14 protein-coding genes are annotated in these 16,001 nt (G+C 55.9%); 12 read left to right on the forward strand and 2 right to left on the reverse strand.

Translation table 11 applies throughout. The features are described from left to right. Positions 1 to 240: 240 nt before the first annotated feature. Positions 241 to 1,812 carry a galactarate dehydratase gene (garD, locus tag HWQ15_RS05040; protein ID WP_048965679.1) on the forward strand — a complete coding sequence of 524 codons (1,572 nt, stop codon included), beginning with the start codon at positions 241 to 243 and terminating at the stop codon, positions 1,810 to 1,812. Between the two features lie 107 nt (positions 1,813 to 1,919). Here garD and HWQ15_RS05045 read toward each other — a convergent pair whose 3' ends face one another. Then, a complete protein-coding gene (locus tag HWQ15_RS05045) occupies positions 1,920 to 2,723 on the reverse strand; it encodes a DeoR family transcriptional regulator (protein ID WP_015571958.1) in 804 nt (267 codons plus the stop codon). Between the two features lie 239 nt (positions 2,724 to 2,962). Between HWQ15_RS05045 and kbaZ the strand changes: the two genes are divergently transcribed. The 11 genes from kbaZ to HWQ15_RS05100 all read left to right on the forward strand — a co-directional run bounded on the left by kbaZ (position 2,963) and on the right by HWQ15_RS05100 (position 15,059). Then, entirely contained in the window at positions 2,963 to 4,270 is a 1,308-nt protein-coding gene (gene kbaZ, locus HWQ15_RS05050; RefSeq protein ID WP_032621928.1) for a tagatose-bisphosphate aldolase subunit KbaZ, read from the forward strand. A 20-nt stretch (positions 4,271 to 4,290) separates the two neighbouring features. Then, the gene (gene agaV, locus HWQ15_RS05055; protein WP_003861728.1) at positions 4,291 to 4,764 is read left to right on the forward strand and encodes a PTS N-acetylgalactosamine transporter subunit IIB; all 474 of its coding nucleotides are present in this window, start codon (positions 4,291 to 4,293) and stop codon (positions 4,762 to 4,764) included. Positions 4,765 to 4,774: 10 nt separating this feature from the next. Further along, positions 4,775 to 5,554, forward strand: coding sequence for a PTS N-acetylgalactosamine transporter subunit IIC (gene agaW / locus HWQ15_RS05060; RefSeq protein WP_003861730.1), 780 nt, complete (start codon positions 4,775 to 4,777; stop codon positions 5,552 to 5,554). After that, entirely contained in the window at positions 5,544 to 6,422 is an 879-nt protein-coding gene (agaE, locus tag HWQ15_RS05065) for a PTS N-acetylgalactosamine transporter subunit IID (protein WP_022649494.1), read from the forward strand. Before agaW ends, agaE begins: the two co-directional genes overlap by 11 nt. A 16-nt stretch (positions 6,423 to 6,438) precedes the next feature. Beyond that, complete coding sequence (gene agaF / locus HWQ15_RS05070; protein ID WP_038416780.1) at positions 6,439 to 6,873, forward strand: PTS galactosamine/N-acetylgalactosamine transporter subunit IIA; 435 nt, start codon at positions 6,439 to 6,441, stop codon at positions 6,871 to 6,873. Continuing rightward, a complete protein-coding gene (nagA, locus tag HWQ15_RS05075; RefSeq protein ID WP_176587382.1) occupies positions 6,870 to 8,003 on the forward strand; it encodes an N-acetylglucosamine-6-phosphate deacetylase in 1,134 nt (377 codons plus the stop codon). The genes agaF and nagA overlap by 4 nt, the downstream gene beginning before the upstream one ends. 246 nt (positions 8,004 to 8,249) lie before the next feature. Beyond that, entirely contained in the window at positions 8,250 to 9,395 is a 1,146-nt protein-coding gene (locus HWQ15_RS05080; RefSeq protein WP_045308028.1) for an SIS domain-containing protein, read from the forward strand. 12 nt (positions 9,396 to 9,407) lie between these two features. Continuing rightward, on the forward strand, positions 9,408 to 10,280 hold the full coding sequence (gene kbaY / locus HWQ15_RS05085) for a tagatose-bisphosphate aldolase subunit KbaY (RefSeq protein WP_003861740.1): 873 nt from the start codon (positions 9,408 to 9,410) through the stop codon (positions 10,278 to 10,280). Positions 10,281 to 10,396: 116 nt separating this feature from the next. Next, positions 10,397 to 11,968 carry a maltose/glucose-specific PTS transporter subunit IIBC gene (gene malX, locus HWQ15_RS05090; protein ID WP_063149071.1) on the forward strand — a complete coding sequence of 524 codons (1,572 nt, stop codon included), beginning with the start codon at positions 10,397 to 10,399 and terminating at the stop codon, positions 11,966 to 11,968. A 12-nt stretch (positions 11,969 to 11,980) separates the two neighbouring features. After that, complete coding sequence (locus HWQ15_RS05095; protein WP_063149070.1) at positions 11,981 to 13,153, forward strand: MalY/PatB family protein; 1,173 nt, start codon at positions 11,981 to 11,983, stop codon at positions 13,151 to 13,153. Between the two features lie 16 nt (positions 13,154 to 13,169). Then, complete coding sequence (locus tag HWQ15_RS05100; RefSeq protein ID WP_063149069.1) at positions 13,170 to 15,059, forward strand: hypothetical protein; 1,890 nt, start codon at positions 13,170 to 13,172, stop codon at positions 15,057 to 15,059. 67 nt (positions 15,060 to 15,126) lie between these two features. Here HWQ15_RS05100 and rsmI read toward each other — a convergent pair whose 3' ends face one another. Continuing rightward, positions 15,127 to 15,990, reverse strand: a complete 864-nt coding sequence (gene rsmI / locus HWQ15_RS05105; RefSeq protein WP_023307053.1) for a 16S rRNA (cytidine(1402)-2'-O)-methyltransferase — start codon at positions 15,988 to 15,990, stop codon at positions 15,127 to 15,129. Positions 15,991 to 16,001: the final 11 nt, after the last annotated feature.

Below are 16,001 nucleotides of genomic sequence, written 5' to 3' on the forward strand. Positions count from 1 at the left end.
CGTCACCACCCGGCAGCACATTGTCTCAATGCTCAATTATCCAACGGGGTTAGCACGCTATTTTGAGCATTTGCCCAATGCAGTGGGCGCTGATGCACAGAATCAACGATTAGTGTTTCGGGAGCGATCGCGATCACATTCTCACTTTTCCTCTCCTGACATTCTTTATTTCCTCAATAAGAAACGATTAACCATCTGGCTATATTTAGTATCAGATATTTTGCTGGAGATGAGTGAACAATGGCCGATATTGAAATTCGACAGGCGGCGCCGACGGCGTTCTATATAAAAGTGCACGATACCGATAACGTGGCGATTATTGTCAACGACAATGGCTTAAAAGCGGGTACCCGGTTCCCGGACGGGCTGGAGCTGATTGAGCACATTCCGCAGGGGCATAAAGTCGCACTGGTCGATATCCCGGCGCAGGGCGAAATCGTGCGCTACGGCGAAGTCATCGGCTATGCGGTGCGCGCTATCCCGCAGGGTAGCTGGATTGAGGAGTCGCTGGTTGAGCTGCCCACCGCCCCGCCGCTGGAGACGTTGCCGCTGGCTACCCGCGTCCCTGAGCCGTTACCTCCGCTGGAGGGTTATACCTTCGAAGGTTACCGCAACGCGGATGGCGGCGTGGGAACCAAAAACCTGCTTGGCATCACCACCAGCGTGCATTGCGTGGCGGGTGTCGTGGATTACGTGGTGAAAATTATTGAGCGCGATCTGCTGCCGAAATACCCCAACGTTGACGGCGTGGTGGGGCTTAACCACCTGTACGGCTGCGGCGTGGCGATCAACGCGCCCGCAGCGGTCGTGCCGATCCGCACGATCCACAATATCGCCCTTAACCCGAACTTTGGCGGCGAGGTGATGGTGATTGGCCTCGGCTGTGAAAAATTGCAGCCAGAACGCCTGTTGCAGGGTACTGAGGATGTGAAAGCCATTCCGGTTGACGAGGCCAGTATTGTGCGTCTTCAGGATGAACACCATGTCGGCTTCAGATCGATGGTCGACGACATTTTACAGGTGGCAGAGCGCCATCTGGAGAAGCTGAACAAACGCCAGCGTGAAACCTGCCCGGCCTCTGAACTGGTGGTTGGGACACAGTGTGGCGGCAGCGATGCGTTTTCCGGCGTCACCGCTAACCCGGCGGTAGGTTATGCCTCCGATCTGTTCGTGCGCTGCGGCGCCACGGTGATGTTCTCTGAAGTCACCGAGGTGCGTGATGCTATCCACCTGCTCACGCCGCGCGCCGTTAACGAAGAGGTGGGCAAACGCCTGCTGGAGGAGATGGCCTGGTACGATAACTATCTCGACATGGGCAAAACCGACCGCAGCGCCAACCCGTCTCCGGGTAACAAGAAAGGCGGCCTGGCGAACGTGGTGGAAAAGGCCCTCGGGTCGATTGCCAAATCCGGCCAGAGCGCGATTGTGGAAGTGCTCTCACCTGGCCAGCGACCAACCAAACGCGGTCTGATCTACGCGGCAACGCCTGCCAGTGATTTCGTGTGCGGCACCCAGCAGGTAGCATCCGGCATTACGGTACAGGTCTTTACCACCGGACGCGGCACGCCGTACGGCCTGATGGCGGTACCGGTGATCAAAATGGCGACCCGCACCGAGCTGGCAAACCGCTGGTATGACTTAATGGATATCAACGCGGGCACCATCGCCACCGGGGAAGAGAGTATTGAAGAGGTGGGCTGGAAGCTGTTCCACTTCATTCTGGATGTGGCAAGCGGGCGGAAGAAAACCTTCTCCGATCAATGGGGATTGCATAACTCGCTGGCGGTGTTTAACCCGGCACCGGTGACGTGATGGCCCCTCACCCTGCCCTCTCCCCACCGGGGAGAGGGTAAAAAAACCGCACCGAGCAGTCCCCTCTCCCCTATGGGGAGAGGGTTAGGGTGAGGGGAAAAGCCTCTTTAGACCAGCACCACATCGATCCCGCTTTTGCGTAACCCTTCCAGGCTTTCCGCCGGAATACCTTCATCAACGATAATCATGTCGATCCGCTGAGTATCAATGATTTTATGCAGGCTTGAACGGTTAAACTTGCTGGAATCAGTGACAACGATAATACGCTCCGCCACCTCGCACATTTTCCGGTTCAGACGGGCTTCATCCTCGTTGTGCGTACTCACCCCCCGATCGAGATCGATGGCATCGACGCCCAGGAACAGCAGGTCAAAATGGTAATTCTGTAAGGACTGCTCCGCCTGGTCACCATAGAAGGACTGCGACTGACGGCGCAAGTGCCCGCCGGTCATCAGCAGCTCTACGCCCTCCGCTTCCAGCAGCGCGTTTGCCACGTTCATCCCGTTGGTCATGGCAATAACATCGGTATGCTGGCGCAGCATGCGAGCAATTTCAAAGGTCGTGGTGCCGGAGTCCAGAATAATGCGGTGACCCGGCTTCACCAGTTCAGCCGCCGCCTGCGCGATGCTGCGCTTCACAGCCGTATTAAGGGAACTTTTGTCCTCAACGGACGGCTCCACGCCGGGGGCATTGCCTTCGCAAATCAGCGCGCCGCCGTAAGCGCGAACGGCAATCCCCTGCTTTTCCAGAAAGGCCAGATCGTTACGGATCGTCACCGTCGACACGCCGTATAAAAGAGAAAGATCGTTAACCTGCACGCTTCCCTGCGCCCGCAACCGCTGAATGATCTGCTCTCGCCTTTCACTGGTGCCGGTGATGCGCTTCTCTGCGGATGAATCGGTGCTGCTCATACGAGCTCCTTAGTAAATAAACTTTCGTTTCATTTCGTTTTGCTTATTAACGCCTTTCTTTTGAGGGAATGCAAGCCCTGTATGGTGAGCAGACGCAAGCTTAACCGCCGCTGAAACCTTTCATTATGTTTCTTTTGTGAAACAGATCGGAAAACTATTATCTTTCGTTTTATTTTTACCCCACCATAATGCAGTATAAAATGAAACAAAACGAAAGATGAGTACCAACACCATCCGAAATGGAGAGGAAAGTGAAACATCTGACAGAAATGGTGGAACAACATAAACGGGGGAATACAAACGGGATTTACGCCGTCTGTTCCGCACATCCATTGGTACTTGAAGCTGCAATTCGTTACGCCCATTCACAACAGACGCCTCTGCTGATTGAAGCCACCTCAAACCAGGTGGATCAGTTTGGCGGCTATACCGGTATGACGCCCGCCGATTTTTATGGGTTTGTCTGCAATCTGGCGGGATCCCTCGGTTTCCCCACCTCACAGCTGATCCTTGGCGGCGATCATTTAGGTCCTAACCGCTGGCAAAACCTGCCAGCTTTGCAGGCGATGGCGAACGCCGACGATCTGATCAGAAGCTACGTGGCGGCCGGATTTAAAAAAATTCACCTCGATTGCAGCATGTCCTGCGAAGACGATCCGGTTCCTTTAACCGATGCAATCGTTGCCGGGCGTGCCGCTCGGCTGGCTAAAATTGCCGAAACCACCTGTCTCGAGCAATTTGGCGTAGCGGATCTGGTCTACGTTATCGGCACGGAAGTTCCGGTTCCCGGTGGGGCACACGAAACGCTGACCGAGCTTGAGGTCACCACACCAGAGGCGGCACGTGCCACGCTTGAGGCACACCGCCACGCATTCGAGAAGGAAGGGTTAAGCGACATCTGGCCGCGCATTATTGGCCTGGTGGTTCAGCCTGGCGTTGAGTTCGACCATGCGCACGTTTGTGACTATCAACCGCATAAAGCCGTCGCACTGAGCAAGATGGTTGAAGCCTACGACACGCTCGTATTTGAAGCACACTCTACCGATTACCAGACGCCGCAGGCGCTGCGCCAGTTGGTGAAAGATCACTTCGCCATTCTGAAAGTCGGCCCTGCGCTAACCTTCGCGCTGCGCGAAGCGCTGTTCTCACTGGCTGCAATTGAAGAAGAGCTTTTGCCGGCAAAAGCCTGCTCAGGACTGCGTCACGTCCTGGAAAACGTGATGCTCGATCGCCCGGAATACTGGCAAAGCCACTATCACGGCGACGGCAATGCCCGTCGCCTGGCCCGCGGTTACAGCTATTCCGACCGCGTGCGCTATTACTGGCCAGACAGCCAGATTGACGAGGCTTTTGAGCGACTGGTACGCAACCTGGCGGATGAACCGATCCCACTGCCGCTGATCAGCCAGTATCTGCCGTTGCAGTACAGCAAAGTTCGCGAGGGTGCTCTCAGGTCCATACCACGGGAGCTCATTCTCGACCACATTCAGGACATACTCCAGCAGTACCATACCGCCTGCGAAGGCGTAACGACTCAACACGCATAATTAAAAAAGAGGAAAACGCTATGCCAAACATTGTCTTATGCCGCATTGATGAACGCCTGATCCACGGTCAGGTGGGCGTACAGTGGGTGGGGTTTGCGGGGGCGAACCTGGTGCTGGTGGCAAATGACGAGGTTGCAGACGATCCGGTTCAGCAAAACCTGATGGAGATGGTGCTTGCGGAAGGCATCGCCGTGCGTTTCTGGTCCCTGCAAAAAGTGATCGACAACATTCATCGCGCCGCCGACCGGCAGAAAATTCTGCTGGTTTGTAAAACACCGGCTGATTTTTTAACGCTGGTCGAGGGCGGCGTGCCCATCACCCGTATTAACGTCGGAAATATGCATTACGCCAGTGGCAAACAGCAAATTGCCAAAACGGTATCTGTAGACGCGAACGATATCGCCGCGTTTAACGGCCTGAAGGCGGCCGGAGTGGAATGCTTCGTTCAGGGCGTTCCAACAGAGACTGCTTTGGATCTCTTTAAACTGCTCTGAGGGATTCACAATGGAAATCAGTCTGTTGCAAGCTTTCGCGCTGGGGCTTCTCGCCTTTATCGCGGGCCTGGATATGTTTAACGGCTTAACACACATGCACCGTCCGGTGGTGCTCGGGCCACTGGTTGGCCTGATTCTGGGCGATCTGCACACCGGAATTCTGACCGGCGGTACGTTAGAACTGGTCTGGATGGGTCTCGCGCCGCTGGCGGGCGCGCAGCCGCCAAACGTGATTATCGGCACCATCGTTGGCACCACATTTGCCATTACCACAGGCGTGAAGCCGGATGTCGCGGTTGGGGTCGCCGTGCCGTTTGCCGTGGCGGTTCAGATGGGGATCACTTTCCTCTTCTCGGTGATGTCCGGCGTGATGTCCCGCTGCGATCGCATGGCGGCTAACGCAGACACCCGTGGTATTGAACGGGTCAACTATCTGGCACTGCTGGCGCTCGGCGTCTTCTACTTCCTGTGTGCGTTTCTGCCCATCTACTTCGGGGCTGAACATGCGAAAACCGCGATTGATGTCCTGCCGGAACGTCTGATCGACGGTCTGGGCGTCGCGGGCGGTATCATGCCAGCTATCGGCTTCGCCGTGCTGCTGAAGATCATGATGAAAAACGTCTACATCCCTTACTTCATTATCGGCTTTGTCGCCGCGGCCTGGCTGAAACTGCCGGTGCTGGCGATTGCCGCGGCTGCGCTGGCGATGGCGCTGATCGACCTGCTGCGCAAATCGCCTGAACCGACGGCGCCTGCGGCCCAGAAAGAGGAATTTGAAGATGGCATCTAATCCAACCACCCTGCCGGGCGTGTCTGAAAGTGAAGAGACGCTGCTGACCGGCGTGAATGAAAACGTCTACGAAGACCAGAGTATTGGCGCTGAGCTAACGAAAAAGGATATTAACCGTGTCGCCTGGCGTTCCATGCTGCTACAGGCCTCGTTCAACTACGAGCGAATGCAGGCCTCCGGCTGGCTGTATGGGCTACTGCCCGCGCTGAAAAAGATCCACACCAATAAGCGCGACCTGGCGCGCGCCATGAAAGGCCATATGGGCTTCTTTAACACCCACCCGTTCCTGGTGACCTTCGTCATCGGCATTATTCTGGCAATGGAGCGTTCCAAGCAGGATGTGAACAGCATCCAGAGCACTAAAATTGCCGTCGGTGCACCGCTCGGTGGCATTGGTGACGCCATGTTCTGGCTAACCCTGCTGCCTATTTGCGGGGGGATTGGCGCCAGCCTGGCGCTACAGGGATCCATTCTTGGCGCCGTGGTCTTTATCGTGCTGTTTAACGTGGTACATCTCGGCCTGCGTTTTGGTCTGGCGCACTATGCCTACCGGATGGGTGTCGCCGCGATCCCGCTGATCAAGGCCAACACCAAAAAGGTTGGTCATGCTGCGTCCATTGTCGGGATGACGGTGATTGGTGCGCTGGTGGCAACCTATGTGCGCCTGAATACCACACTTGAGATCAAAGCCGGGGATGCGGTCGTCAAACTGCAAACCGACGTGATCGACAAACTGATGCCCGCCTTTCTGCCGCTGGTCTACACCCTGACCATGTTCTGGCTGGTACGCCGTGGCTGGAGCCCGCTGCGCCTGATTGGTATCACCGTGGTGCTGGGCGTTGTCGGTAAATTCTGTCACTTCCTGTAAAAGCAAAGAGGTTGCGATGTTAGGCATTATTTTGACGGGTCATGGCGGTTTTGCCAGCGGGCTGGAACAGGCGATGAAGCAAATCCTCGGCGAACAGCCGCAGTTTATCGCCATCGATTTTCCGGAAAGCTCCACCACTGCGCGGCTGACCGCGCAGCTTGAGCAGGCAGTGAATGATTTGGATGCAGAGCACGATATCGTGTTTCTCACCGATCTTCTCGGCGGTACGCCGTTTCGTGTGGCCTCTACCCTCGCGATGCAACACCCCGGCAGCGAAGTGATCACCGGCACCAATCTCCAGCTTTTGCTGGAGATGGTTCTGGAGCGCGAAGGGTTAAGCAGTGAAGCATTTCGTTTGCAGGCGCTGGAGTGCGGCCATCGCGGCCTGACCAGCCTGGTGGATGAGCTTGCACGCTGTCGCGAGGAAGCGCCCGCCGAGGAAGGGATATGAGCCAGCTGCTGCGCGCGCGTCGTCTGCTTACCGGGCAGGGCTGGCTGGATGACCATCAGTTGCGCATGGATAGAGGCGTCATCACCGCCATCGAGCCGATTCCGGCAGGGGTTAACACCCGCGAGGCAGACCTGCTTTGCCCGGCATACATTGATATCCACGTCCACGGCGGCGCGGGTGTGGATGTGATGGATGATGCCCCCGACGTGCTGGACCGGTTAGCCATGCATAAAGCGCGAGAAGGCGTGGGGGCGTTTCTGCCTACCACCGTCACCGCTCCGCTGGAGGCGATCCATGGCGCGTTACGGCGCATTGCCCGACGCTGTCATGTCGGTGGCCCCGGTGCGCAGGTCCTGGGCAGCTATCTGGAAGGCCCGTACTTTACGCCGCAGAACAAAGGGGCACATCCGCAAGAACTGTTTCGCGAACTGGATCTCGCGGAACTTGATGATCTGATTGCGGTTTCGCAGAACACGCTGCGGGTAGTGGCGCTTGCTCCGGAAAAAGCGGAAGCCCTGAAGGCGATCCATCACCTCAAGCAAAAAGGGTTACGCGTCATGCTGGGTCACAGCGCCGCTACATACGCGCAAACCCTGGCCGCATTTGATGCAGGCGCAGCCGGGCTGGTGCACTGCTACAACGGCATGACGGGGTTACACCACCGGGAGCCCGGCATGGTTGGCGCTGGCCTTACGGACCCACGCGCGTGGCTGGAGCTTATTGCCGACGGGCATCACGTTCATCCTGGAGCCATGCGGCTGTGTTGTTGCTGCGCGAAGGATCGTACGGTGCTGATTACCGATGCCATGCAGGCGGCGGGTATGCCTGATGGACGCTATACGTTGTGTGGTGGAAATGTCGAGATGCAGGGCGGCGTTGTCCGCACGGCCTCAGGCGGGCTTGCGGGCAGCACGCTCGCGCTGGATGCCGCCGTGCGAAATATGGTGGAGCATACGGGGGTCGCCCCAGAGCAAGCTATCCATATGGCTTCACTGCATCCCGCCCGTCTGCTCGGTATGGATCACTTGCTGGGATCGTTAGCGCCGGGCAAACGCGCCAATATTATTGCGCTGGATGCGGGTTTACACCTCCGGCAGGTCTGGATCCAGGGTCAGGCTCTTTCCCTGTAGCCCTTTCACAGTGTGCCCTGTTGGCCTTACGGAAGACGATCGTAAGGCCTTTCTTTTCCTTTCCTTGACTTTCTCCTTTCCTTTCGCGATCACACTTTTCGTTTTATTTCTTTTACGCCATTGAACTTTCGATTTCTTTTCTATAGATTTTATTTAACTGCTAAAGTGAACAAGTGAAACGAAACGAAAGATAGCGACACGTTTGCCAGCGTCTGATGTGGAATTCACACGACTAAGGACTGAGTTATGCCACAAACCACTACCGCCGCCACCGGCACCTGGACCGAAAAAGAGATCCGCCAGCAGCCAGCCAGCTGGCTTCGCTCGCTCAACAATATTGATAACCTGCGCGCGTCGATCGACAGTTTTCTGACACCACTGTTGCGCAAGCCCGATCTGCGGATCGTTCTGACCGGCGCGGGTACGTCCGCTTTTATCGGCGACATCATTGCGCCATGGCTTGCCAGCCACACGGGGAAAAACATCACCGCGATACCTACGACCGATCTGGTCACCAACCCGATGGATTATTTCAGCCCTGCGCACCCGCTGCTTCTGGTCTCTTTCGCCCGTTCTGGCAATAGCCCGGAGAGCGTCGCCGCCGTTGAGCTGGCGAATCAGTTCGTACCGGAGTGCTACCACCTGTCGATCACCTGTAATGAAGCGGGCAGCCTGTACCAGAATGCCGTCGACAGCGATAACGCCTGCGCTCTGCTCATGCCAGCCGAAACGCACGATCGCGGGTTCGCGATGACAAGCAGCATCACCACCATGATGGCGAGCTGCCTGGCGGTATTCGCACCGGAAACGATCAACAGCAAAACGTTCCGGAACGTGTCCGATCGCTGTCAGGCGATCCTCACTTCGCTTGGCGATTTCAGCCCCGGCGTCTTTGGTAACGAACCGTGGAAACGCATTGTTTATCTGGGCAGCGGTGGATTACAGGGCGCCGCACGGGAGTCTGCGCTGAAAGTGCTGGAGCTGACCGCCGGCAAACTGGCGGCATTCTACGATTCGCCAACGGGTTTCCGTCACGGGCCTAAGTCACTGGTGGACAACGAAACGCTGGTCGTCGTGTTTGTCTCCAGCCATCCGTACACGCGTCAGTACGATCTGGATCTGCTCGCCGAGCTACGTCGCGATCGTCAGGCTATGCGGGTAGTAGCCATTGCAGCCGAAACGGATCCGGTCATTGAAGCTGGCCCGCATATCCTGCTGCCGCCTTCTCGTTCATTTAACGATATGGAGCAGGCGTTCTGCTTCCTGATGTACGCCCAGGTCTTCGCACTGACCCAGTCTCTGCACGTTGGCAATACGCCAGATACGCCATCCGCCAGCGGTACGGTTAACCGTGTGGTCCAGGGCGTCGTTATTCATCCGTGGCAGGCTTAAGAGGACAGGCTCATGAGTATTATTTCCACCAAATATCTTTTGCAGGACGCACAGGCAAAGGGCTATGCCGTTCCGGCCTTTAACATTCATAACGCCGAGACGATCCAGGCGATCCTCGAAGTCTGTAGCGAAATGCGATCCCCGGTGATCCTCGCGGGTACGCCGGGGACGTTTAAACATATTGCGCTGGAAGAGATCTACGCCTTGTGCAGCGCATATTCCCTTACTTATGACATGCCGCTGGCGCTACACCTCGATCACCACGAATCGCTGGATGACATTCGCCGCAAAGTCCATGCCGGCGTACGTAGCGCAATGATCGACGGTAGCCATTACCCCTTCGAACAAAACGTCAAGCTGGTGAAATCGGTCGTCGATTTCTGTCACCTCAACGACTGTAGCGTCGAGGCCGAACTGGGCCGACTGGGTGGAGTGGAAGATGACATGAGCGTCGACGCCGAAAGCGCGTTCTTGACAGACCCGCAGGAAGCAAAACGCTTTGTCGAACTGACAGGCGTGGACAGCCTCGCCGTTGCCATCGGAACCGCGCACGGTCTCTATACCAAACGCCCAAAAATCGACTTCCAGCGGCTGGCCGAGATCCGCGAGGTAGTGACAGTGCCGCTGGTGCTGCACGGTGCGAGCGATGTTCCGGATGAGGATGTACGCCGCACCATTGAGCTGGGCGTCTGCAAAGTTAACGTCGCAACAGAGCTGAAAATCGCCTTCTCTGACGCAGTCAAGGCCTGGTTTGCCGAGAACCCACAGGGCAACGATCCGCGCTTCTACATGCGCGTCGGCATGGATGCCATGAAAGAGGTGGTCAGAAGCAAAATCACCGTTTGCGGCTCGGCGAACCGCCTGCTGCTTCCGGCTGAAGCCTGAACCCATCGCGCATAACGTTAGTACCGAAAAAATAACTATAAGCCTCGCAAATATGAAGGCGCGTCCTTAAGCCGGACAGCGCCTTCCATTATCCTAAAAATCCGAGGAGTCCCTACATGACACAGGAAAAGTCGTTTAAATCGAAAGCGTGGGAGTTTTTCCAGAGCCTGGGAAAGACGTTTATGTTCCCGGTTTCGCTATTGGCCTTTATGGGGTTGTTGTTAGGTATCGGTAGTTCTGTCACCAGCCCTTCCACCATCAAAAGTTTTCCCTTTCTGGGCGGCGAGTTAACGCAGCTCACCTTTGGTTTTATCGCCATGGTCGGTGGCTTTGCTTTTACCTATCTGCCGCTGATGTTTGCCATCGCGATCCCAATGGGCCTTGCCAGGCGTAATAAAGCGGTGGGCGCTTTTGCCGGATTCGTTGGCTACATGCTGATGAACATGAGCATCAACTACTACCTGACCGCCACCCACCAGCTTGCGGATGCCGCCACCATGAGACAGGTGGGACAATCCATCGTGCTTGGCATTCAAACGCTGGAGATGGGCGTGCTCGGCGGTATTGTGGTAGGGGTGATCACCTACTTCCTGCACGAACGCTTCCAGGACACGGTGCTGCACGACGCATTTGCCTTCTTTAGCGGCATTCGTTTTGTACCGATTGTTACCGCCCTCACCCTGTCGCTGGTCGGCCTGGTCATCCCCCTGCTGTGGGAATATGTGGCAATGGGCATTGCCGGGATTGGTCATATCATCCAGAGCACCAGCGTCTTTGGACCGTTCCTGTATGGCGTGGGCGTGCTGCTACTCAAACCTTTTGGCCTGCATCACATTCTGCTGGCGATGGTGCGCTTCACCCCGGCGGGCGGCATTGAGATGGTTAACGGCCAGGAAGTGGCCGGTGCGCTGAACATTTTCTACGCCGAGCTGAAAGCGGGTCTGCCGTTTAGCCCGCACGTTACGGCATTTTTATCGCAAGGGTTTATGCCGACCTTTATCTTCGGCCTGCCTGCCGTGGCTTACGCTATCTACCGCACCGCGCGCCCGGAAAACCGTCCGGTGATTAAAGGGCTGCTGCTTTCAGGCGTGCTGGTTTCAGTTGTCACGGGTATTTCAGAGCCGATTGAGTTCCTGTTCCTGTTTATTGCCCCTGTGCTTTACGCGTTTCATATCGTTATGTCTGGCCTGGCGCTGATGGTGATGGCGCTGCTCGGCGTCACCATCGGCAACACTGACGGCGGTATTCTGGATCTGCTGATCTTCGGCGTCATGCAGGGGATGTCGACCAAATGGTATCTGCTGTTCCCGGTGGGTATTGCCTGGTTTGCTATCTACTTCTTCGTCTTCCGCTGGTACATCCTCAAGCACGATATAAAAACGCCAGGCCGTGAGGTTGACGCGCAGGGTGCGCTCCAGGCGGTGGAAGCCAATACCCGGGCACGTGGAAAATCAAAATACGATCATGGGCTTATTCTTCGCGCGCTTGGCGGTAAAGAGAATATTGAGTCGCTCGACAACTGCATTACCCGCTTACGTCTGGTGGTGAAAGATATGGGGCTTATCGACCAGCAGGCGCTGAAGGCCGCTGGCGCCTTGTCAGTCGTGGTGCTTGATGCCCACAGCGTTCAGGTGATCATCGGCCCACAGGTGCAGTGCGTCAAATCCGGTATTGAAGCCTTAATTTAACAGGGGGTCGTTGTGTTTGATTTCGACAGAATCATTGAGCGTAAAAGCGATAAATGCCGTAAATGGGATCATGCGTTTGTGTGTTCGCGTTTCGGTGATGTCCCGGAGGGATTTATCCCGCTGTGGATAGCAGACATGGATTTCACCTCGCCACCCGCCGTGATTGAAGGCTTCCAGCGCATCGTGGAGCATGGCACCTTCGGTTACACCTGGTGCTTCGACGAATTCTACGATGCGGTCATCGCCTTCCAGCGCACCCGTCATCAGGTTGAGGTGCATAAGTCATGGATCACCCTGACCTACGGCACCGTTTCTACGCTGCACTATACGGTTCAGGCGTTCTGCAATCCCGGCGACTGCGTGATGATGAACACCCCGGTGTATGACCCGTTTGCGATGGCGACACAGCGACAGGGCGTGCGGGTGCTTGCAAATCCGCTGAGCGTGAAGGAAAACCGCTATCAGCTGGATTTTAATCTGATTGAAGTTCAGCTCAAAACTCACCGTCCAAAACTGTGGTTCTTCTGCTCGCCGCATAACCCTTCGGGCCGAATCTGGCACGCGGATGAGATACGCCAGGTGTCCGATCTCTGTAAGCGCTACGGCACGATTCTGGTGGTTGATGAGGTTCACGCCGAGCACATTCTGGACGGTACATTCGTCAGCTGTCTGACTTCGGGCTGTGCCGCCCAGGACAACCTGATTGTGCTGACCTCCCCCAATAAAGCCTTCAACCTTGGCGGGCTAAAAACATCCTACTCAATGATTCCAGACGATTCGCTGCGCCAGCGTTTCCGCCAGCAGTTGGAGAAGAACTCCATTACCTCGCCGAATATCTTCGGCGTGTGGGGGATTATTCTGGCCTATCAGCAAGGTCTGCCATGGCTCGACGCGCTGAATGGTTATCTGCGCGGCAATGCCCGCTACCTTGCGGATGCCATCCAGACCCACTTCCCTGCATGGAAGATGATGAACCCGGAGTCGTCGTATCTCGCCTGGATAGACGTCAGTGCGGACGATCGCAGTGCGACGGCGCTAACCCAACATTTCGCCAAACAGGCTGGCGTGGTCATCGAAGATGGCAGCCACTACGTACAAAACGGCGAAAACTACCTGCGTATTAACTTCGGCACCCAGCGCTACTGGCTGGAACAGTCCATCAACCGAATGCTGAAGCATTACTGATAAGGATCTTACCCCGATGAAAACAAGGCTCACTCTCTCGCTGCTGGCTCTCTGTGTTTCTCATGGCGCGGCGGCAGCAAACTACGCGCTCAGTAACAACAATATTGCCCTTTCGTTTGATGATGCAAATGCAACGGTAGTAGTAACGGACAGCAAAGCTAACCATCCACTCACGCCCCAGGAGTTGTTCTTTCTGACGCTGCCGGATGAAACAAAAATCCACACCGCTGATTTCAAAATCAAGCACGTCGAAAAGCAGGACAACGCGATAGTCATCGACTTTACGCATCCGGATTTTAACGTAACGGTGAAACTGAACCTGGTGAAGGGAAAATACGCCAGCGTCGGCTACACCATCGCCGCCGTCGGGCAGCCGCGGGACGTAGCGAAAATGACCTTCTTCCCGACGAAGAAGCAGTCTCAGGCACCTTACGTTGACGGGGCGATTAACAGCTCGCCAATCGTGGCCGACTCGTTCTTCATCCTGCCAGACAAACCGATTGTGAATACTTACGCTTATGAAGCCACCACGAACCTCAACGTGGAGCTGAAAACGCCAATTCTGCCTGAGACACCGGTCAGTTTTACCACCTGGTTCGGCACTTTCCCGGAAACTAATCAGCTGCGGCGCAGCGTAAACCAGTTTATCGATGCCGTGCGCCCGCGGCCTTATAAGCCTTATCTGCACTACAACAGCTGGATGGACATTGGCTTCTTTACTCCTTACTCCGAGCAGGATGTCATTGGACGGATGGACGAATGGAATAAAGAATTTATTGCCGGACGCGGGGTGGCGCTGGACGCGTTCCTGCTGGACGATGGCTGGGACGATCGCACCGGACGCTGGCTGTTTGGCCCGGCATTCAGCAACGGTTTTGGCAAAGTCAGGGAAAAAGCCGATAGCCTGCATAGCTCGGTTGGGCTGTGGCTTTCACCGTGGGGCGGTTACAACAAGCCGCGCGATATTCGCGTCTCGCATGCAAAAGAGTATGGTTTCGAAACCGTAGACGGCAAGCTGGCGCTGTCGGGGCCGAACTACTTTAAAAACTTTAACGACCAGATCATTAAGCTGATTAAAAACGAGCACATTACCTCGTTCAAGCTCGACGGAATGGGTAACGCCAATTCGCATATCAAGGGCAGTCCATTTGCATCGGATTTTGACGCGTCCATTGCCCTGGTGCACAACATGCGCAGCGCAAACCCGAACCTGTTTATCAACCTGACCACCGGGACCGACGCGAGCCCGTCCTGGCTGTTCTATGCAGATTCAATCTGGCGTCAGGGCGATGATATCAACCTGTACGGTCCCGGCACGCCAGTGCAGCAGTGGATGACCTACCGGGATGCCGAAACTTATCGCTCCATCGTACGCAAAGGCCCGCTGTTCCCGCTGAACTCCCTGATGTACCACGGGATCGTCAGTGCAGAGAACGCTTACTATGGACTGGAGAAAGTACAAACGGACGGTGATTTTGCCGATCAGGTCTGGAGCTACTTCGCGACCGGAACTCAACTTCAGGAGCTGTACATCACGCCGTCCATGCTTAACAAGGCGAAGTGGGACACCCTGGCACAGGCGGCGAAGTGGTCGCGTGAGAATGCCAGCGTGCTGGTGGATACGCACTGGATTGGCGGTGACCCAACTTCGCTTGAGGTTTACGGCTGGGCCTCATGGAGTAAAGACAAAGCGATTTTTGGTTTACGCAACCCGTCGGATAAGCCGCAACGTTACTACCTGGATTTAACCAAAGATTTTGAGATCCCGGCAGGAGAGCGCTCGCAGTTTACCCTGAAAGCCGTGTACGGCAGTAATTCGACCGTACCAGAGGAGTATAAAAACGCTGTGGTGATTACGCTGCAACCGCTGGAAACGCTGGTGTTTGAGGCGATGCCGGGAAAATAGTGAGGCTTTGACACGGTGTAGGCCGGGTAAGGCGAAGCCGCCACCCGGCAAAACAGGCGGCAGGGGCTTACTCCCCCTGCTGCTCCAGCGCATATTTATACAGCGCATTTTTCTTCACGCCGTGGATCTCCGCCGCCAGCGCCGCCGCTTTTTTCAGGGGCAGTTCAGCCTGTAGCAGGGTCAGCGTACGCAGCGCATCGGCAGGCAGGGCGTCTTCCTGCGCTTTATGCCCTTCGACAATCAGCACCATTTCGCCCTTGCGGCGGTTCTCATCCTCTTTCACCCACGCCAGCAGTTCGCCAACCGGCGCGCCGTGAATGGTTTCCCAGGTTTTGGTCAGCTCGCGCGCCAGCACCACGTAGCGGGATTCGCCCCAGACGGTAACCATATCCTCCAGGCTTTCCAGCAGGCGGTGGGTTGATTCGTAAAAAATCAGGGTACGCGGCTCTGCTTCCAGATCCTTTAACACGTCGCGACGGCCTTTGGATTTAGCAGGCAGGAAACCTTCGTAGCAGAAACGATCGGACGGCAGGCCCGCCGCACTTAATGCGGCAATAGCAGCACACGGCCCCGGCAGCGGCACAACGCGGATCCCTGCTTCACGGCAGGTGCGCACCAGATGGTAACCCGGATCATTGATAAGCGGCGTACCCGCATCGGAGACCAGCGCGATGTTCTGCCCTTCTTTCAGCTTCGCCACCAGCGTTTCGGCTTTTTGTTGCTCATTGTGATCGTGCAGGGCAAACAAACGGGCGTTAATGGCAAAGTGCTGCAGCAGTAAACCGGTATGACGGGTGTCTTCAGCAGCAATTAAATCAACAGCTTGCAATACAGTGAGTGCACGTTGGGTAATATCAGACAAATTCCCGATAGGAGTAGGTACAATATAAAGCTGGCCTTGAGAATTATCTGCCGTTTCGTGTTGTTTCATTGTTTCGTCCG

Origin of the sequence: Enterobacter sp. DSM 30060, from assembly GCF_013375955.1 — a bacterium.
Lineage (GTDB): Bacteria > Pseudomonadota > Gammaproteobacteria > Enterobacterales > Enterobacteriaceae > Enterobacter > Enterobacter intestinihominis.